The sequence below is a fragment of the Bacillus cereus group sp. N21 genome, from assembly GCF_016483395.1.
Taxonomy (GTDB): domain Bacteria; phylum Bacillota; class Bacilli; order Bacillales; family Bacillaceae_G; genus Bacillus_A; species Bacillus_A pseudomycoides.
The window spans coordinates 33,629-49,754 of sequence record NZ_JAEHBX010000028.1; the positions used below are offsets into that span (position 1 = coordinate 33,629).

Consider the following 16,126-nt stretch of genomic DNA (forward strand, 5'->3'; position numbering starts at 1 on the left):
ATATATTTCATTGATTGTTATGTAACTTGGATTCTTTCAACCTTGTATAACTAAATGAAAACTATCTACAATTTTATACGTATTTCCGTGTTTATTTGATTTTTCAAAACTAAATGCATAGTTACAATAAGAAAATCTATCACTATACCTTTAACTATGGTAAATTCTATACGCTCTCATCAATAATTTTGAATCCACTATACTCAATCAACGCTCTAAACACATCGTTTCCACCGTATGGCCATGCATAGGGATAAAATTCAATTCTTCCAATATTGTTCGATACCTTTTCACAAGAGACTAATTCATATTCTCCACAAGCAAATGCATCAATCATAGATTCAAAATCCCATGGGGTCGTAAGCTCAGGATCTGTTAAACGTTTTTCTATGGGAGTTTGTTCCCATAACATCTGATAGTTACGTAATTCTTCTTCAGTCGGCCACCAGAACTGTTTCAATACATCTTCTTCAAAATAATCTAGCCACATAGAATCACTACAATCTATCATCTCTTTTTCTTTCTCTTCTTTAAGATTGTAAAAAATTTTCTTAGTCTATAAAAACAAGACTCTTTATGTATTACAAATTCAAAATAACAATTGCTCATGTACTCACCTCTGTATATAACTATGAAACTCTCTTCCTAAATTATAACATTCCATAATTTAATTATGGTACACTGTCGTTTTATAAGAAAGCTATTTATGATAAGAAAAAGACTCTTACAAACGTAAGAGTCCTATAAAGTACAACTTTCATCAGTGAGTTTTTTCTTCATCCCCCACTGGTGGTTAGATGAACCAATCAGGCTTTTACGGGCAGTTATCCCTCACCTATCTTCCTCATTCCTCTCTGAAGCTTTAGGTGGGGTCTTATTTCCCGTTAATCCAGGATAAATCTTATTGTGGTTTTAAAGTTAATATTTTACCGTCAATTCGATCTGTACGAAGCGTAGTAGCATGATAGTTTCCATTTACCCAATCTTCTATTTGATCATGATACCAGTCACTTTTAAAATGTCCTGATTGTCCTGGTCCTACAATATGATAACCATTTGACATATCCTTTGTATCTATTACAAATCGCCAAGATGCTCCGTGATTCACAATCCCATCATCTCCATAACTTGCTGCTTGAACTGTAATATTACTTCCCCCAACTGGCACAGCCTTTTCACGATTGAAAAAAAAACCAAGTAACTGAGAGGATTGGGACATAGGATGCGTAAAAGAAAGCTTATGGTATTCTCCCCACTTCCATTTCGTTACGTCTGATCCATATTGTTTTTCAAGCTTTTTCATTACCTTTGAATACGATGTATGTAAAACTTCTTTGAAGCCTCCATGTTTAGAAAACCATACACTGTTTTCCCCATTCATCTGCTTCCGTATCAATTGATCCACAACTTGTTGCTTACCTTCAAATAAACCCATTACATCGTTTGGTATTTCCTTTGAAAATAAAGTATTGGATATTTCTTTCATCCATAAATGAAAGATTAACGGGGCAGCTTTCTCTTTATTATCGTAAAAATCCCAATTTTTCAGCTCTTTTAACCCTTGTTTCTCCACGTCTGATACGTTTACTTTATTCAGTTCTTTCACAAACACTGGAACAAACTCTCTTGCCTGAAGGTTCTTTTGATCCATTTGCAAAGTTTGTAAATCCTTCGTAGTCAATTTATCCTTTTCCTGTAAAAATTCTTGAATACACATTTGACGATACGGCTGCGCCCAAATATGACTAATATGATACGGATAATCATCATTTATTATTTTATTATTGGCTGTTGATATAAAGCCTTGTTCTGGGTTTATCACCTTTGGAAGTTTATCAAAGGGAATGTAGCCTTCCCATTCATATTCATCTGTCCATCCAGGAACAGGTAAAATTCCATCTCCCTTTTTACGTATCGGTATGTTTCCGTTTGCTTTATAAGCAATTGTGCCATCTGTTGATGCAAATAAGAAATTTTGAGTAGGAGTATGAAAATCTTCCAGCGCTGATTCAAATTCAGTCCAATTTGTTGCTTTGTTCATATTTAATACGGCCTTTAATTCCGCTGAAGGTTCCAATGCCGTCCATCTAAGCGCAAAAACGGCCTCATCTTTATTTTTATAAGCAAATTCTGAAATGACTGGACCGTGTCTAGTAATCGTCACTTCGTAAGGAATTGTTTTTTCACCTTTCACTTTTATAGGTTCATTCACAATCGTAGCTTTTTCCCATTTATCGTTATACAAAAACTCATTGGGATTATCCGGGTTTCTTTTTTCTATATATAAATCTTGTACGTCCGGACCCGTATTCGTGACACCCCAAGCAATTTGTTTGTTATGCCCTAACATAACACCTGGAACCCCTGCAAAAATAACTCCGCTCACATTTATGTCTTTCATCTCCAAATGTGTTTGATACCATATCGATGGTGTCGCCAAAGAAAGATGGGGATCATCTGCTAATATAGGCATTCCTGATGCACTTTTTTCTCCACTTACAACCCAATTATTGCTCCCGTTAGATTCTGGTGGAATAATTGCTTTTGCAAAACCACTGGCCACATTCACATCCAGATTATTTAACAGCGCTAATAGTCTAGGAGCATCCGTTGGATAAGTTGGAAATAATTCATAGGCCTGTTCTTTCGAAAGATGTTGAAGTGCCCAAAATCGAAATGCTTGTCCATGCCAATGACCACCTAAGTCAAAAGCCATATACTTGCCAATCGTTAAAGAATCAACCGGAGTCCATTCAGCAGGCTCGTATCCTAGTAAATGAAACTCTACTGGTAGTTTCCCGTCCTTTTTTGCTTCCTTTATAAATGCATTTACTCCATCAGCAAACGACTCCAATGCATCTTTTGCTTCGCCAGTATATTGGCTTACTGATGCTTCTGCTGCTCGCCTTAGCCCAAGGGTTCGGAACAATTTATCTTTATCTAGCGCCGCCTTCCCAACCACTTCTCCTAATGTTCCAGATGCTTGTCTTCTACTTAAGTCCATTTGAAACAACCGATCTTGCGCCTGAACATATCCTTGTGAAAAATATAAATCATGCTCATTCTCAGCTTTAATATGAGGTACCCCTCTTTCATCTCGTGTTACTTGAACCGATTTTTGCAATCCACTGACATGAACCGTCCCTTCTACCTTTGGCATTGACTTCATCACGAATGCATTTACAAAAACTGCCGCGATAACAAGTAGAAAAAGAAGAATACTACCAAACCAAATGACAATTTTTTTCCCCTTACCTCTTTTCTTCCGCTGTTTCACAACAACTTCCATACAAACTCCCTCCTTTTTCAATCTATTCGCTCATATTAGGAGAGAAACCTTTCAGATTGAAGAGAGTTGTCATGTACCATCCATCTTTGATATGTAGAATACTATTTATTTTTTACATTCTTATCGTGAACTGTCTCACTCAAAAGATAACGATAAACAAAAAGCCCCAGTAAATTTCGATTTACTGAGACTTTTTGTTTCTTGAATACTCAATAGTAAACTCTTTATCTTGAAAGCATGTCCAATAAAGGAATTTTAAATGCACCAAAAAATCTTGGAATGACAAATGCAACAATCAGAAAAAGCACTTCCACAGCTACCTTTTTCCACTTAGAATTCGGTGCGTACTTCTGATAGAAATAACAGCTGACAAAAGCTAAAAATATACATATCCCACCGATGAGAACTGGATATAAATACGGCATAACTATTGGCGCATATTCTGTACTCATATCAGCATTCGGATCGGCCCAAAACAAAGCTACCGTAACTGCAAAAAAGAAGAAAAATGCAAAATTTATCATATGGAAAACAGTAAGTAAAATAAACATAGTTAATATAATTTTATCCTTAACAACATGAAATAAACTATCTTTATAAGCCACAAATGTTCCTCCCTAAGTAATTGCTCCAATATGTAATAAGGCTCATCCTACACGATTCGATTTTTACACTTTATTGAGATACTAACATTAACAAATGGCTGGGTCTTTTTTCTATACCAGATTATTTATCGTTAATCCTATCCAAAATGTTCACATTATTTTCATCTACCACTGCTTTCACTACATCTTTTTCAAAGATTACAAGAAATCCAGAAGGTAATGTTAATACTTGAATAAGTGAAGGCTTCAATTTTAGTAATTCATATGCATAAAACGCTTCGTACTCTTCTGTATCATCCTCATCATTAATAGGACCTATATACCAACCGGAGTCACCTTTTTCACAATCTTTTGTTCTTTCTAAGTAAATATCATCTAACTTTAATACATTTTTGGCAGCGACAATTTTATCACAAAATCGCAGCAATTCCCCTTCAATTGTTAATGGTTTTAAAAAACTCACTTGTGTTAATAGTATCCATAATGAAATCGTCAAATCATCTGTCATATCTTCAAATGGATTCTTCGTATAATCATGTACAGTAATATGAAATCCATCTTCCCTTTTATCAAGAAAATAAATCGACCAACCAACTTGTATAGAAAACCCATCTATTAATCGATCATTTTCTACTTCAGTTAAAAAATGAAATAACCCTTCTCCTATGTGCTTCATTTTCACTCTGAATAACTCCATTTCCCCTCACTTCTCACCAAAATTTTATCAATCAGTAAATGATCTCCATCTTCCCAAACCTTTTCTATTATTCCTCTCATTTTTTCAATCCCGTTACTAGCATTACAATCACAAAAAACAAGAATATCTCTCGCTGGTATCGCAACTGCATACCCATTTGATACGAATTCTTTTAATGAGTGCTCCCATAAGTCGTCTAGAACAATTAAGCTAGCTTCGAAATTCCCGTCAAGAATTAAAGCAAAACACCCTTCCGATAGCGTGTGAACCCGTAGTTCTTTTTCATCTGCTAATTTATAAAGATTATTGATCCCGATTTCTACTAACTGTTCCTCATCCAATCCTTCTTCTGATATATGCTTATTTTGAACATATTGAAAATAATCGTTTTGATGATCCTCAACTAAAAAGGTAATCATTAAATCTTCATTAAAAAATGTATGGACAAAACTATTTTCTTCAGATAAAGTAAAGCATTCTTCCTCAAGATCCTCTTTTACTATTGGTTTTAAGTATGCAACTGCTTCCTTACAAAACCGGATTGTCATATAAATACGCCCCTTTACTTTCTATAACAATACACACCAATTAACAGATATAAAGCCAACAAAACACTACTAATTCATTGGAAGCTTAATCGAGAAATGAGTTCCTTTAAACTTGTACTAACTATCACCTCTTCAAACGTAAATTCAAAATCAATTCTTGTATATTTTCTGAAATTGTTTCAAATGAACTTCTCTCAAAATCTTCTAATTTCACTTTCCCATTTTCATTGTCAATCACAACTAACATTCCATTACCTTCAATACCTATTGGGATATGTTTTAATCTCTCTTGATGGTTCCCCTTATAGCCCTTTAACCGTTCTTTAAATGAATGCAATTCAATATTCGGCAATACCGCTTCTAATTCAATATAATAATTTTTATAAAAACCATTTAATTCAGCAAACCAATAGGAATTAAAGTACGTAATAACCGTTTGATGAAAGTGAATATCCATTTCTTGTTCTAAATGAATAAAGTCGTGTACGATATTTTTTTCTACTGGTTTCCATAGAATATAACCTTCCTCATCTATTTCCCCATCATAAAGAATAGGATTCACTTCTTCAAGAACTGGTGTTTTTAATAGAAAATCTAAACCTTCGTGCGCTAATTTTATTCTTAACCTAAAGTATTGTTGCATTGCATTTTTAATAGACACGCATATTCCCCTTTACTTTACTTCACTTAATTTTCCCCCTACAAATCTATCATCAAAAATGGATTTATACCTCTTCAGTAACTGCCTATGTAAATATGCCCCTAAATTAGAAGTACTCCATTCTTATTCACCAGTATCCATATCAACTCTCATCATTTTTACAGTTAGTTATTTACAACAAATCGGATTTCCTGCACCATCTATTCCTATCACAACAAACTTTATACTACTCTTTTTTTACTAACGCCCAAATACCATACTGATTATAAAACAATTCATCTTCTGAAAAATGTTTACACTCCGTATGTTGCAATATAAAATGAGGGTTATTTTCATCTAGGCTGAATGTAGAATAGTCCGTTAAGCTAGGCTTTTCAATCAGATTATACAGACAAAAAACGTTCATTAATTCTTGAGCATATTGCGGGGTTACTTGATCTTTAAAAGTAATTACATCCGGCAGCCCAAAGCAATGCATACCACACGTATAGTAAAAATCATCTTCTGCGACTACTGTTACAAAAGCTTTGAATAATTGGACTTCATCATCTGTATGATACATATCCTTCCAGCTTTCAATTGTATTTGCAGTACCTGAGGATTCAACTTTCACGCCCAGCCCTCCAGCTTTTACAAGTGCATTTGCAGCATCAACTAACTTCCTTATCTTTTCAATGGAACCTCCTTCCCCAATTAAATACAGTGCTAAAGAATGTTTTCTAATAGGATCAAGGTCTTCCTCAGTAAATGAATTGTATCCAGCAATTTCAAACGCTTCTACTACTCGCTCGTCATGTTCATATATATCAACTTCAAAAAAAATACTCGGGTCCCCTAGTTTACTCATATAATTCCCAGCAAACATATATCCCTCACTTTTTCTTACAATCGCCTCAATAAGTTCACTTCTATTCTTCCATAAACCAGGTATACATAATACAACTTTTGAACTTTCCATCGAACCCTCTCCTTATTTACAACATTTCTCTATGTAAATACTAATACAATCTCCTTCTAAACTCTCTCATCTACTTATTAAAGTTATTCTTTTTCTTTCTTATAACTTAATGCAAATTCTACTACTTCTTTAGGTGTTAATTCTATATCATTCCAAAATATTAAATCACTAGGTGTCGGATGCGGAACACCGCTATTATTGAATTGATTCACATATTCGCTATGTTCTGTTTCTGGTAAATCAAGATTATAGATCTTTTTTACAAGTTCAATAAGTTCCTCTCTGTTCATTTTACTTTTCATATCTTCCAACCTTTCAAATTGCAAAAATCGCTCCACTGTTCTTTCTATTCCAATTAAACTTTACATTACATTTATTGTACTATATTTCTATTTTATATTTTTACGTTTGATAGTTATATTATTGTTAAAAAACACGAAACCCCTAGGTACATTCCGTTCACTAGGGATTCCAATTCATCATATAATTTTATCAAGAAAATATGTATACGAGCTTCTTACATAAAATACGTTTTATCTTGCAGTTTTTTCAACTTATTCTGATAACATTTCAAAAAACTCATTTATATTATTCGCTATTTTTTCAGTGAATGGTTCAAATTCATCTGAATCCTCATGATACCAAATACAAATCTCTGGACTCATTTGATTTTCCCGATAATCTATACAAACAAAATCTCCCGCATATAGAGCCGCAATAGGAACTATCTCCGCACCAGTTAAATCCTCATCCGAAATAATTCGTTCATCCAATTGACTAAACACTACTTTCATATCATACATACCTTTTGGATTTTCACTTGGGTTATCCAATAAACATAGGAAATGCTCTACTACATACCGATTGTTTTTATGTGCAAAATACTTTGTGATGGGAATCGCTCCATTATTTTTCTTAATAAACATACAAAATTCTGAAGGGAATTTAACTTCCAGATTTCCCTCTATTCTTTCTAGCAACGTATCATCTGGGAGAGGATAAATAATACTTTCCGTTTGTATTTTCATTTTTTCCTCCTTGATGTTTTGATATTTCATTAAATACCTAAAAATCATTAATTATAAGGTACAGCACCAATAAATATAAATTCTAAACCCTCATATGTATCTTCTACTTTCTCAGCATCGTATTGAAAATCATAAAGCACTATAGCAGAATTCATCCTGTCCTCTACATTTACTTTTTTCATCAAATCTTTAAATCTCGGAATAATTACCTCACTATAAGAGAAATCCAGTAAAATCTCTTCTATATGTATTTTAGGTTCCTCATAAAACATAATTTCGATTTGATCTTCATCATAGTAACCAAAACCGAAATTCACTCCAAATTTTGAATCTATACTATCTCCATCTTCTGTATATTCCATATCAACATATTCTTGAAGATGCTGAAATGATTGACTTGTTCCAAGCCACAACGAAGCCATTCCTTTATATTCCATATTGCCTCTCCTTATTATACTCTCCATCGTATAGAAACCTGTTCTCTTACTGTGAACGCCCTTATCTTGCAAAACTTTATTCATATGTAAGTTTTCTCGTTCTACAATTTAAATAACAATATCTTGATAACCAACTTCAATAACTTCTTCATTCTCAAATCTTACACCAATACCGTCCTCTTCCCATGTACAATTGAATATTAATCCTAGCCTTCTAACTCCATCTTCGAAATCTGGTAAAATAGTAAGTCCTATAGGATCAACCAACTTTCCTAATTGTTGATTAGTTGTTATAATTGGTACTATTTCATCAGCAGACTCATCACCTAACATAGCTCTATACTCTAAACATTCTTCTTGATAATATTCGAATATAGCTTGTTCAGCTTCTTGTATAAGTCTATTTGTATCAGCGATGAATTTGCTATAAGCTTCTTCTTGAATTGCAGAAAATACATCATGTTCTTCCCCATCAATAGTTAAAGGAACTATTTTGTCATGACCCAAAATAGCTATTTTTTGTTTTCCAGTCCAATATCCATCATAGATAAGTTCACCAAATAATTCATGGTTTATTTTTTTCATCTATTCATTCTCCTATCGGATACTACTATTCTATTTTTTGCTGATTATTTATACCGAAGTACAAATACATTCCCTAGCAAAACATAACCAAAACATTCGTTAAAAACTACACCAAAAGACACGATCTACTGTTTGTTGGAAAACAGGTACTTTCATAAAGTTTAATAGTATATCTTTCTCATTTGTCCCAACATATTCATCGTTATCTACATTATAAAATTGAAGGACTTCCACTTTATATACTCCATTTTCGATATCAATTTTATAATTGGAGCAATTTTCATCAGGTACTTTCTCATCTTCAAATTATGCAGCCATTGTAAGGCAGTCATAATCAACTAAATATAATTGGTTCTCAGTTACTCTAATATACCCTTCTGCTTTTCTGAAGCACTCCTGCTTTATTGGTTCTTCTCCAATTTTTACTTCTACATTCCACGAGTGCTCAATACCTTCTTCAGTCATCTGAAATACTAAAATATTTCCGTTTTTCATTTCATTAGTAAAATGCTGTAGCAACATTTCAAATTCCCAATCCTCATCCACAAATGACTTGTATCGCTCCGCATTTACAACCCCAATAAAATTCGTATCGCCAAATTTCATACAAAACCGCATGTTTATCCTCCTTAATATAAATAACCCCTATTTTTAATATCTACATTATTTAATATTGTATAGAAGTACGTGTAAATTCCTAAACTTGTATCCGCTTCTTCTATCTCATCCTCATTTAGCTGCCACTTCCACTTTACTCAATTGAGATTTGAAACCATAATCAATTGGACCCCATTCTTGAATTACTTGTCCATTTCTTTCAATTTTTCTTCCTTCCTGTTTAAATTGTATACTTCAAACTAGACTCAAACCAACTTAAAACAAAGAACAATAACAATTAATATTAGTTTTGTAAGTATTTAGCCGTTTACAATTTCCCCACCATTCACGTGCAGAATTTGCCCTGATATGTAAGATGCATCATCGGAGGCCAAGAATACATAAGCAGGTGCCACTTCAAACGGTTGACCAGCTCGCTTCATAGGAACATGGTCTCCAAATGTGGCAAGCCATTCTGGAGGTAAGGAAGATGGAATTAATGGCGTCCAAATTGGTCCTGGGGCCACACCATTAACTCGAATCCCTTGCGATGCCAGTGACGATGACAGCGAACGTGTAAATGAAACAATAGCCCCTTTAGATGCCGCGTAGTCAATTGCATCTTGATCTCCATGATAGGCACTAAGGGATGTTGTATTTATTATGGAGCTCCCTGAATTCATGTATGGCAAAGCAGCTTTCGTAAAAATAAACTGAGAAAAAACATTTGTGTGAAAGGTACTTGCTCGTTGGTTCGAATCTACATCAAGTAGACTATTCCTTATGTATAGTACACCGGCATTATTCACCAAAATGTCAATACGGCCAAATTGGTGAATTGTTTGCATTACTGCTTGTTGGCAATGCTGCTCATACCCAATATCACCTGGAATGGTAATGCAACTACGGCCGTACTTTTTGACATAGAACGCCGTTTCTTTTGCATCGCTGTGTTCATTTAAATATGAGATTGCTATGTCTGCACCCTCTTTCGCGAATGCTACAGCGACAGCTCTACCAATTCCACTATCTCCACCAGTTATAAGTGCTACCTTATTTATAAGCTTACCGGCTGGTTTGTAATTGGGGTTATCAAATATAGGTCTGGGTATCATTAATGATTCAATGCCAGGTCTACCTTGTTGTTGAGGCGGGAAACCCATCACATACACCCCTCTCAGCATTTTTCTATAATGTATTATGATATACAAGAAAATATATCCTTTTCAAAAAATTAAATAGAGGAAGTTTTCATGCGTTCATACTCTCTGAATATTTCTAGTAGCCCTATATTTTTCATTAAAGATTAAACGAAAAATTTAAAACACACTTATTATGCTTTGAGCGTTTCACCACATTATAAGCAGCAGATACTTTGACCATAAATGTCTTCACCAATATTATTCTTCCCACTCTTCATAAATAACTGCACCAGCATAAACAAGGTGCTTATTTTCAACAGCATTAGCTTCGTTATATTCAAAATCATACACTCTAATCACTGTGTTATAACTCTCTAACATATGTTCCCCATAATAATCTATGAATTGAGATATAATCTTTTCATAATAAGATGCGCCTTCTAATAACAACTGTAAAGATGTAGTTGAAATATCAATAAATGTGATTTCCAATAGATCTTCATTGTAATTTATAAAATCAATTTGAAAATCTCTCATAAATTGTGATGGGATTCTGTCTCCCTGTTCATCAAATTTTATTTCCACATACTTTTGCAGCATTTCTTTACTCTTGAAATTCCCTAGCCATAGAGACATTACCCCTGGATTTTCGATATTAACCCTCCTTTATGCATTCTTACTCGTTTATTAGGGGTCGTTTTATTTTGAATTCTCCTTACCCACTGCTAGCATCGTCCTCTTCTATTAATAATGCATCCAAACGCGACCTTTGTTTTGCAGTCTGCCTGGAAGTTTCCATGCCATTTGTAAACACTGCAACTGTTATTTCTCTATTCCCCTCATCCGTTTGCTTAAAAATCCTAAATTGCAGCTTATTTGAAGACAATTCTTCAATTAAATCCTTCATTTTTTCCATTTTTTCTGAATTCCGACGGTTAACAGCCATTACCGGATATTTATTTTTTATGTTGGATTGAATTTCGGATAAAGAGCAATTTGTATAGTTTTTTATTTTCATTAATAAGCGACCTTTAATACTCGATTCAAGAATGACAGAATATGTAGCCAAGTAGCAGCCCTCCTCAAATGTTACATTTTATAAAAAATAGGCGTTCTTAAATTTAGCTACTAAAACTAGGTCAGTGTAGCCCTATTAAACCAGGGATTATGTTCTCTATTTTTGCCCATCTAAATAAGCATTCAACTTGCATTTGATTTCTACACTTAATTTTTAATACCCCTTCTTCTTCAATAGCATTTATTCCAAATTGATGAATTATATTGTCTGTTCCTATATCTTTGATTATTAAATCTTGAATACAAAAGAATGAAATTTCTATATAAATTACATCCCATTTATTCCATCGTTTCGGTTTATTTTCAACAGGTTCCTTTGTCATGATTCGAATAACTAAAGTCGGACCATCTCTTTTAAGATGAACATCTAATAACTCTGATTGTTCAAACTCTGGTATCATTCCAAAAATACTTATAAGTGCTTGAGGATTTAAGATTTTAAGTTGATTAATCATTTTTATATGCCTTACTTTCTTTGATTTTCTTTTCAAAATAATGGAGCTTCATCTCAAAATTCAGAGAAAAATATGTAGAGAAACATTAATTATGAAATCCCGATAGATGTCCCAAAGATGAAGTACATCATCTATAAAATACATTCTTTTATTCAGTAAGGTTTCAAGTTCCTCAGACCAAAATGTATTCTTTTCTACAGCCTTTGAATCGATACGCCTTACTTCATTTTCAAACCAGATACGCACTGATTCCGGAATTTCATTATCTAAAAATGCAAATTCACCATTTATCTGAATCGCTTCATCTATTAACTTAGAAAACAATAGAAGGCTTTCTGCAAATTGATGAATGGAAGAATTAATGAAGATTTCTTCATAGTTGTTGTCGTGATGTAAATAGACTACATTATTTGTTCTCTCATCAATACAAAGAGGATCTCCAGAACCAGTCGTACCTATAAACCAATAAAACTCAAAATCTATTGGTATGCCAAATTTTTGAGTTACATTCTGCATTAATTCAGTTGCGTTATCAAACTCTATAAATGGAGCAGCCGATGCTGGAAGACCCGCTTCACTTAAAAACCTTCTCGTATCACTAGATAAATTTGTATGCTGCATTATCTCTCTATCCAATTTGTTTAATGTCCCGTCTCTTTTTTCATTCCATCTATCACAAAATTCTTTAGGTGAACTCATTTAAATACCCCTTTCCTTTTTTCATCCCCATAATTTACTCCTCTTCCATTCTATTGAAATCAATCATTTCCCTAATCGCGAACTCCAGCCATTCCCAAAAATCATCGAATTCCTTCCTCTGTTCAAACCCTTCTGTAGCGAAGTCATGAATCACTTGAACCTTTTGTCCTTTTCCAAATTCAAAGCAGGCAATATCATCATTATCATCTCTTCTAGCAAAAGGAACTAATTTTCTATTTGGATACCTTTCTTTCAAATCAAGAAAGCGTCTAGTTGCTTGTGCTGATTCCATCATATACCATAAATCAAAATCCACTAAATGTAATTCAATTGCTTTTCAATATGCTTCTGGATATTCAAACCCATCTATCTTAATAAAATAGCTCCCCACTCAAATTCCCGCTTTCTCATTTATTTTGAGCAAAACAAAGATATAGCTTTTCTCCTACTCGTTTACCTTCAAATACTTCCTCTTCAGCACTAAAGAGAATAAACCGCGCTATTCTGCTGAAGGATTATAATCAATCTCTACTTTTTCAAGACCTTCCAATACTTTATGTATTCTGTTAGATAAATCTCTTATTTCTTCTTGTGTTAATTCTCCCACTGTATCTAGTGGATTAAACTTGCTTAATCTCTTTGTTATCCCTTCAATATATCCAATAAAAACTTTATCATGAGTTAACACTATTTCACCTACAGCTGTATCAACAATTACGTCTTCTATTTCTCCGAGATTTATATACTCATAACAAGTTCTCGCAATTGCATCTTTCTGTCCTCTATCTAAAGTTAAAAAGTCATTATAGGCTTCATTAATGGCTTCAAACAATTCATTGTATTCCCAGTTTTCCATTTCAGGTCCCTCCATTAGGTATTCATTATCATGTTGAATTTAAAGTAATTGTTTAGGCATGAAAAGCTAAGTCTAATTTAAAATCACCATGTCAGTTCTCCTTTTCGTACCTTTCTCCCATCATTTTGATTGTCTACCACTACATTTTACAATCCTAGCAATTTTCAAATCAAAAAACTTGAAAGGCATTGTACAATCAAGTTTTTTACTACTGTTTATATATCGCTGTTTTCGCATAGATTGTTGCTTTCTTGACCACCTCGTTGATAGCTTGATACAATCGTGTCCAAGGTGTGGCTACAAAATACCTTGATAACTATCTCTATTGGTTCCGTTGGTTAGAAATAGACAAGCATTTTGCATTTGAAAAACAAGTAGAACAAATGCTTAGAACTGCTTGATAAGGAGGCGAAAATTACAATGGGTGAATTACTTTTAGAGATTGAAAAATTTAGGAATTGGGCTAAAACAGCAAATAAGTCCTTTGGTGAATGGGAAACTGAATATCTCCATTGGGATAGAATATATCGCCTTGTTAATATGCTAGTAGATGCTACTCCTGTTGGAAAATGGAGTTCTGACCTTCTAAATGATTTTCTATATATTTTAGCGAGAGACAACGAATGTGAAATAATTATTGATACTTTGATAGAAAATCCAAGCCAACTTCTATCCCTTGCGAAACACTCGGTATCTTTTCCAGACCACGATGCCAGGTGGCAAATAGCTTATGGACTTGGAGAGATATCTGAAAATAGCGAAGAAATCAAAACTCTCCTTAATCAATTTTCACTTGATGAATTTGAATACGTTAGAAGAAGAGCATCATTTGCATATGAGAAAAAAGGGTTTTAATAAACCCTTCTCAAAAGCAACAAAGCTTACGAAAACAGCGTTATTTTAAAATTTATGAATGATTATATGAGTCCATCATAAGCATCTCCAAGTGATACAAAATCACTCTGCATCCAATACCAATACTTCCCCTTATTATGTATAAGTCTTTCAAGTAGATCTATAAACGATGTTGCAATGATTTGTGATTCCCCTGCAATTCCATGACGATCAAAGAAGCTATCATAACATTTCCCCAATCTATTTCGATTTAGGTCAATTGTTAAGTATTCCTCTTTTCCATCATTACATATAATATACCAATTGGAAGTAATATCATCTTCACACAGCTCACTTATTATTACTGGATTTGCTAAAATAAATTCTTGTGGGGAGACAATATAAATCGGATACTCCTCATTCTCGAACAAAACCGCTCCTCCGCAAAGACTGTAAAATCCCTTTACATCCTCAGGTAGGATATGCTTCTTCTCATTAATTATCGGTAATCCTGCAGGCTCAAGCACACGACAATCAGATAAAGACTCTATTTGTGCAATGAGTTGACTCATTTTTTTCATTTCTATCACTCCTAAAGTGATATTGATTATATTCTTATTAGCGAATTTGAGTACATTTTTATGGCTACCTTCCTCTCATTTATTGCCACTCAAATTTCTTTTGTACAGTTTCAAGTCACTTCATTGATTGCGGAATGACTTAATATAAAATCAACCTTTTCCGCAAATAACTCCGGCATCTCACTCTTTACATTACATAAAATATCTTTCACTATTTGTTTCGTATGCTCATCAACCTGTTGTAAAGCTTTAATATATGGCAAAATTAACTCTTCTGAATTTAAAAGTGTTCGATGAATTCTATCTGCCCAAAATTCTGCCTGGGGTAACATATTTGGTATTCCATTCGCTAACTGTACAAGTCCATCCTCTAATCCATTCCGGCTTGCAATATAAAAAATGGTTTCAATTACATCGCTGTCTGCAGAAGGTTCCGCTACCTCGTCTTCAAATATTTTACAAAGTTCTGGGATCACTTCATTTCCTGCATGAAATGATAGTTCATTTAATATTTCTTCAAATTCTTCAATATCATCGCCTTCATTTTCCATAAAGCGCATTTTATATAAAATAGCAAGTTGTTCTTTATAACTCATGATGTACCTTCCGATTTTATTGATACTCACTAATTACTAGAATACAAAACACTATTTAAACAATTATGATGTAAAAAAACAGCAGAGTTTTTAAAACCTCTGCTGTTTCCTGTTATTTAACTTCTAACGTGAACCAATTATTTATTGAATAGACAAGCGTTACCAAACAGCCGATTACACCAAACCAAATAGCATTAGGATCAATCTTTGAACCAAATAATACTGCTATTAACGATACCATACACAATAGCATCGCTAGACCATTAATCTTAATTTCGACTATATCGCCACTTTTTACTTGCTTTTCTTTACTTCCAAAAAATAATTGATTTGCTTTTATCTTCGCTTCTTTTACATCAGAAGGGAGCGTGTACTCTTCATTATTTTCTAATTTCATTACAACTTCATTATCCACTTTTAAAGCTACTCTTGTAGCCCCACCCATCATACCTGTTGCCCTTATTACTTTTATAGCCATTTT

22 protein-coding genes and 2 pseudogenes are annotated in these 16,126 nt (G+C 33.7%); 2 read left to right on the top strand and 22 right to left on the bottom strand.

Features of this window, described 5'->3' with window-relative positions; all coding sequences use genetic code 11:
• Window positions 1–166 precede the first annotated feature (166 nt).
• The 19 genes and pseudogenes from JDS96_RS16565 to JDS96_RS16655 all read right to left on the bottom strand — a co-directional run bounded on the left by JDS96_RS16565 (window position 167) and on the right by JDS96_RS16655 (window position 13,634).
• Complete coding sequence (locus JDS96_RS16565) at window positions 167–511, bottom strand: hypothetical protein (protein ID WP_242479922.1); 345 nt, start codon at window positions 509–511, stop codon at window positions 167–169.
• A 390-nt stretch (window positions 512–901) separates the two neighbouring features.
• Complete coding sequence (locus tag JDS96_RS16570) at window positions 902–3,289, bottom strand: penicillin acylase family protein (protein ID WP_199667451.1); 2,388 nt, start codon at window positions 3,287–3,289, stop codon at window positions 902–904.
• Window positions 3,290–3,513: 224 nt separating this feature from the next.
• The gene (locus JDS96_RS16575; RefSeq protein WP_199667453.1) at window positions 3,514–3,894 is read right to left on the bottom strand and encodes a hypothetical protein; all 381 of its coding nucleotides are present in this window, start codon (window positions 3,892–3,894) and stop codon (window positions 3,514–3,516) included.
• A 121-nt stretch (window positions 3,895–4,015) separates the two neighbouring features.
• Entirely contained in the window at window positions 4,016–4,570 is a 555-nt protein-coding gene (locus tag JDS96_RS16580) for an immunity protein Imm33 domain-containing protein (RefSeq protein WP_374221003.1), read from the bottom strand.
• A gap of 2 nt (window positions 4,571–4,572) precedes the next feature.
• Window positions 4,573–5,139, bottom strand: coding sequence for a DUF1444 family protein (locus JDS96_RS16585; RefSeq protein WP_006095425.1), 567 nt, complete (start codon window positions 5,137–5,139; stop codon window positions 4,573–4,575).
• 124 nt (window positions 5,140–5,263) lie between these two features.
• Window positions 5,264–5,800 carry a SecY-interacting protein Syd gene (locus tag JDS96_RS16590; protein ID WP_097795564.1) on the bottom strand — a complete coding sequence of 179 codons (537 nt, stop codon included), beginning with the start codon at window positions 5,798–5,800 and terminating at the stop codon, window positions 5,264–5,266.
• A gap of 226 nt (window positions 5,801–6,026) precedes the next feature.
• Window positions 6,027–6,758, bottom strand: a complete 732-nt coding sequence (locus tag JDS96_RS16595) for a DUF4261 domain-containing protein (RefSeq protein WP_199667457.1) — start codon at window positions 6,756–6,758, stop codon at window positions 6,027–6,029.
• An 83-nt stretch (window positions 6,759–6,841) separates the two neighbouring features.
• Window positions 6,842–7,060 carry a bacteriocin immunity protein gene (locus JDS96_RS16600; protein ID WP_199667459.1) on the bottom strand — a complete coding sequence of 73 codons (219 nt, stop codon included), beginning with the start codon at window positions 7,058–7,060 and terminating at the stop codon, window positions 6,842–6,844.
• 252 nt (window positions 7,061–7,312) lie between these two features.
• Window positions 7,313–7,786, bottom strand: a complete 474-nt coding sequence (locus JDS96_RS16605) for an SMI1/KNR4 family protein (RefSeq protein WP_199667461.1) — start codon at window positions 7,784–7,786, stop codon at window positions 7,313–7,315.
• A 47-nt stretch (window positions 7,787–7,833) separates the two neighbouring features.
• Window positions 7,834–8,223, bottom strand: coding sequence for an immunity 22 family protein (locus JDS96_RS16610; protein ID WP_033796248.1), 390 nt, complete (start codon window positions 8,221–8,223; stop codon window positions 7,834–7,836).
• 108 nt (window positions 8,224–8,331) lie between these two features.
• A complete protein-coding gene (locus tag JDS96_RS16615) occupies window positions 8,332–8,808 on the bottom strand; it encodes a DUF6985 domain-containing protein (RefSeq protein ID WP_199667463.1) in 477 nt (158 codons plus the stop codon).
• A gap of 99 nt (window positions 8,809–8,907) precedes the next feature.
• Window positions 8,908–9,414, bottom strand: a pseudogene (locus JDS96_RS33055) (hypothetical protein).
• A gap of 311 nt (window positions 9,415–9,725) precedes the next feature.
• Window positions 9,726–10,568 (bottom strand): SDR family oxidoreductase, encoded by an 843-nt coding sequence (locus tag JDS96_RS16625; protein WP_098160457.1) that lies wholly within the window; start codon window positions 10,566–10,568, stop codon window positions 9,726–9,728.
• Window positions 10,569–10,805: 237 nt separating this feature from the next.
• On the bottom strand, window positions 10,806–11,201 hold the full coding sequence (locus JDS96_RS16630; RefSeq protein ID WP_026008655.1) for an immunity 22 family protein: 396 nt from the start codon (window positions 11,199–11,201) through the stop codon (window positions 10,806–10,808).
• A gap of 61 nt (window positions 11,202–11,262) precedes the next feature.
• Window positions 11,263–11,616 (bottom strand): hypothetical protein, encoded by a 354-nt coding sequence (locus JDS96_RS16635; protein WP_242479924.1) that lies wholly within the window; start codon window positions 11,614–11,616, stop codon window positions 11,263–11,265.
• Between the two features lie 70 nt (window positions 11,617–11,686).
• Window positions 11,687–12,079, bottom strand: a complete 393-nt coding sequence (locus JDS96_RS16640; RefSeq protein WP_199667465.1) for an immunity 50 family protein — start codon at window positions 12,077–12,079, stop codon at window positions 11,687–11,689.
• Between the two features lie 60 nt (window positions 12,080–12,139).
• Window positions 12,140–12,778 carry an SUKH-4 family immunity protein gene (locus JDS96_RS16645; RefSeq protein ID WP_242479925.1) on the bottom strand — a complete coding sequence of 213 codons (639 nt, stop codon included), beginning with the start codon at window positions 12,776–12,778 and terminating at the stop codon, window positions 12,140–12,142.
• A 34-nt stretch (window positions 12,779–12,812) separates the two neighbouring features.
• On the bottom strand, window positions 12,813–13,109 hold the full coding sequence (locus JDS96_RS32150) for a hypothetical protein (protein ID WP_307838191.1): 297 nt from the start codon (window positions 13,107–13,109) through the stop codon (window positions 12,813–12,815).
• A gap of 168 nt (window positions 13,110–13,277) precedes the next feature.
• Window positions 13,278–13,634, bottom strand: coding sequence for an Imm3 family immunity protein (locus JDS96_RS16655; protein ID WP_199667466.1), 357 nt, complete (start codon window positions 13,632–13,634; stop codon window positions 13,278–13,280).
• 278 nt (window positions 13,635–13,912) lie between these two features.
• On the opposite strand from JDS96_RS16655, the pseudogene JDS96_RS16660 reads away from it, so the two are divergent.
• Together JDS96_RS16660 and JDS96_RS16665 are read left to right on the top strand one after the other, a co-directional pair.
• A pseudogene (locus JDS96_RS16660) lies at window positions 13,913–14,035 on the top strand (IS1595 family transposase); the annotation flags it as partial.
• 19 nt (window positions 14,036–14,054) lie between these two features.
• Window positions 14,055–14,489 carry a hypothetical protein gene (locus JDS96_RS16665; RefSeq protein WP_199667468.1) on the top strand — a complete coding sequence of 145 codons (435 nt, stop codon included), beginning with the start codon at window positions 14,055–14,057 and terminating at the stop codon, window positions 14,487–14,489.
• Window positions 14,490–14,551: 62 nt separating this feature from the next.
• Here the strand turns inward: JDS96_RS16665 and JDS96_RS16670 are convergent, their stop codons facing one another.
• From JDS96_RS16670 to JDS96_RS16680, 3 genes are all read right to left on the bottom strand, one after another.
• Window positions 14,552–15,049, bottom strand: a complete 498-nt coding sequence (locus JDS96_RS16670) for an SMI1/KNR4 family protein (RefSeq protein WP_097795567.1) — start codon at window positions 15,047–15,049, stop codon at window positions 14,552–14,554.
• A 110-nt stretch (window positions 15,050–15,159) separates the two neighbouring features.
• Window positions 15,160–15,645: an Imm30 family immunity protein gene (locus JDS96_RS16675; RefSeq protein ID WP_199667470.1), complete on the bottom strand. Its 486-nt coding sequence runs from the start codon at window positions 15,643–15,645 to the stop codon at window positions 15,160–15,162.
• A 112-nt stretch (window positions 15,646–15,757) separates the two neighbouring features.
• Window positions 15,758–16,123, bottom strand: a complete 366-nt coding sequence (locus JDS96_RS16680) for a hypothetical protein (protein WP_003203397.1) — start codon at window positions 16,121–16,123, stop codon at window positions 15,758–15,760.
• Window positions 16,124–16,126: the final 3 nt, after the last annotated feature.

Bases quoted from the DNA above. Each gene is read 5' to 3' on its own strand.
- JDS96_RS16645 (WP_242479925.1), bottom strand. From the start codon at position 12,778: ATGAGTTCACCTAAAGAATTTTGTGATAGATGGAATGAAAAAAGAGAC.
- JDS96_RS16670 (WP_097795567.1), bottom strand. From the start codon at position 15,049: ATGAAAAAAATGAGTCAACTCATTGCACAAATAGAGTCTTTATCTGAT.
- JDS96_RS16570 (WP_199667451.1), bottom strand. From the start codon at position 3,289: ATGGAAGTTGTTGTGAAACAGCGGAAGAAAAGAGGTAAGGGGAAAAAA.
- JDS96_RS16675 (WP_199667470.1), bottom strand. From the start codon at position 15,645: ATGAGTTATAAAGAACAACTTGCTATTTTATATAAAATGCGCTTTATG.
- JDS96_RS16600 (WP_199667459.1), bottom strand. From the start codon at position 7,060: ATGAAAAGTAAAATGAACAGAGAGGAACTTATTGAACTTGTAAAAAAG.
- JDS96_RS16615 (WP_199667463.1), bottom strand. From the start codon at position 8,808: ATGAAAAAAATAAACCATGAATTATTTGGTGAACTTATCTATGATGGA.
- JDS96_RS16605 (WP_199667461.1), bottom strand. From the start codon at position 7,786: ATGAAAATACAAACGGAAAGTATTATTTATCCTCTCCCAGATGATACG.
- JDS96_RS16585 (WP_006095425.1), bottom strand. From the start codon at position 5,139: ATGACAATCCGGTTTTGTAAGGAAGCAGTTGCATACTTAAAACCAATA.
- JDS96_RS16580 (WP_374221003.1), bottom strand. From the start codon at position 4,570: ATGAAGCACATAGGAGAAGGGTTATTTCATTTTTTAACTGAAGTAGAA.
- JDS96_RS16680 (WP_003203397.1), bottom strand. From the start codon at position 16,123: ATGGCTATAAAAGTAATAAGGGCAACAGGTATGATGGGTGGGGCTACA.
- JDS96_RS16640 (WP_199667465.1), bottom strand. From the start codon at position 12,079: ATGATTAATCAACTTAAAATCTTAAATCCTCAAGCACTTATAAGTATT.
- JDS96_RS16625 (WP_098160457.1), bottom strand. From the start codon at position 10,568: ATGGGTTTCCCGCCTCAACAACAAGGTAGACCTGGCATTGAATCATTA.
- JDS96_RS16565 (WP_242479922.1), bottom strand. From the start codon at position 511: ATGATAGATTGTAGTGATTCTATGTGGCTAGATTATTTTGAAGAAGAT.
- JDS96_RS16610 (WP_033796248.1), bottom strand. From the start codon at position 8,223: ATGGAATATAAAGGAATGGCTTCGTTGTGGCTTGGAACAAGTCAATCA.
- JDS96_RS16655 (WP_199667466.1), bottom strand. From the start codon at position 13,634: ATGGAAAACTGGGAATACAATGAATTGTTTGAAGCCATTAATGAAGCC.
- JDS96_RS16595 (WP_199667457.1), bottom strand. From the start codon at position 6,758: ATGGAAAGTTCAAAAGTTGTATTATGTATACCTGGTTTATGGAAGAAT.
- JDS96_RS16665 (WP_199667468.1), top strand. From the start codon at position 14,055: ATGGGTGAATTACTTTTAGAGATTGAAAAATTTAGGAATTGGGCTAAA.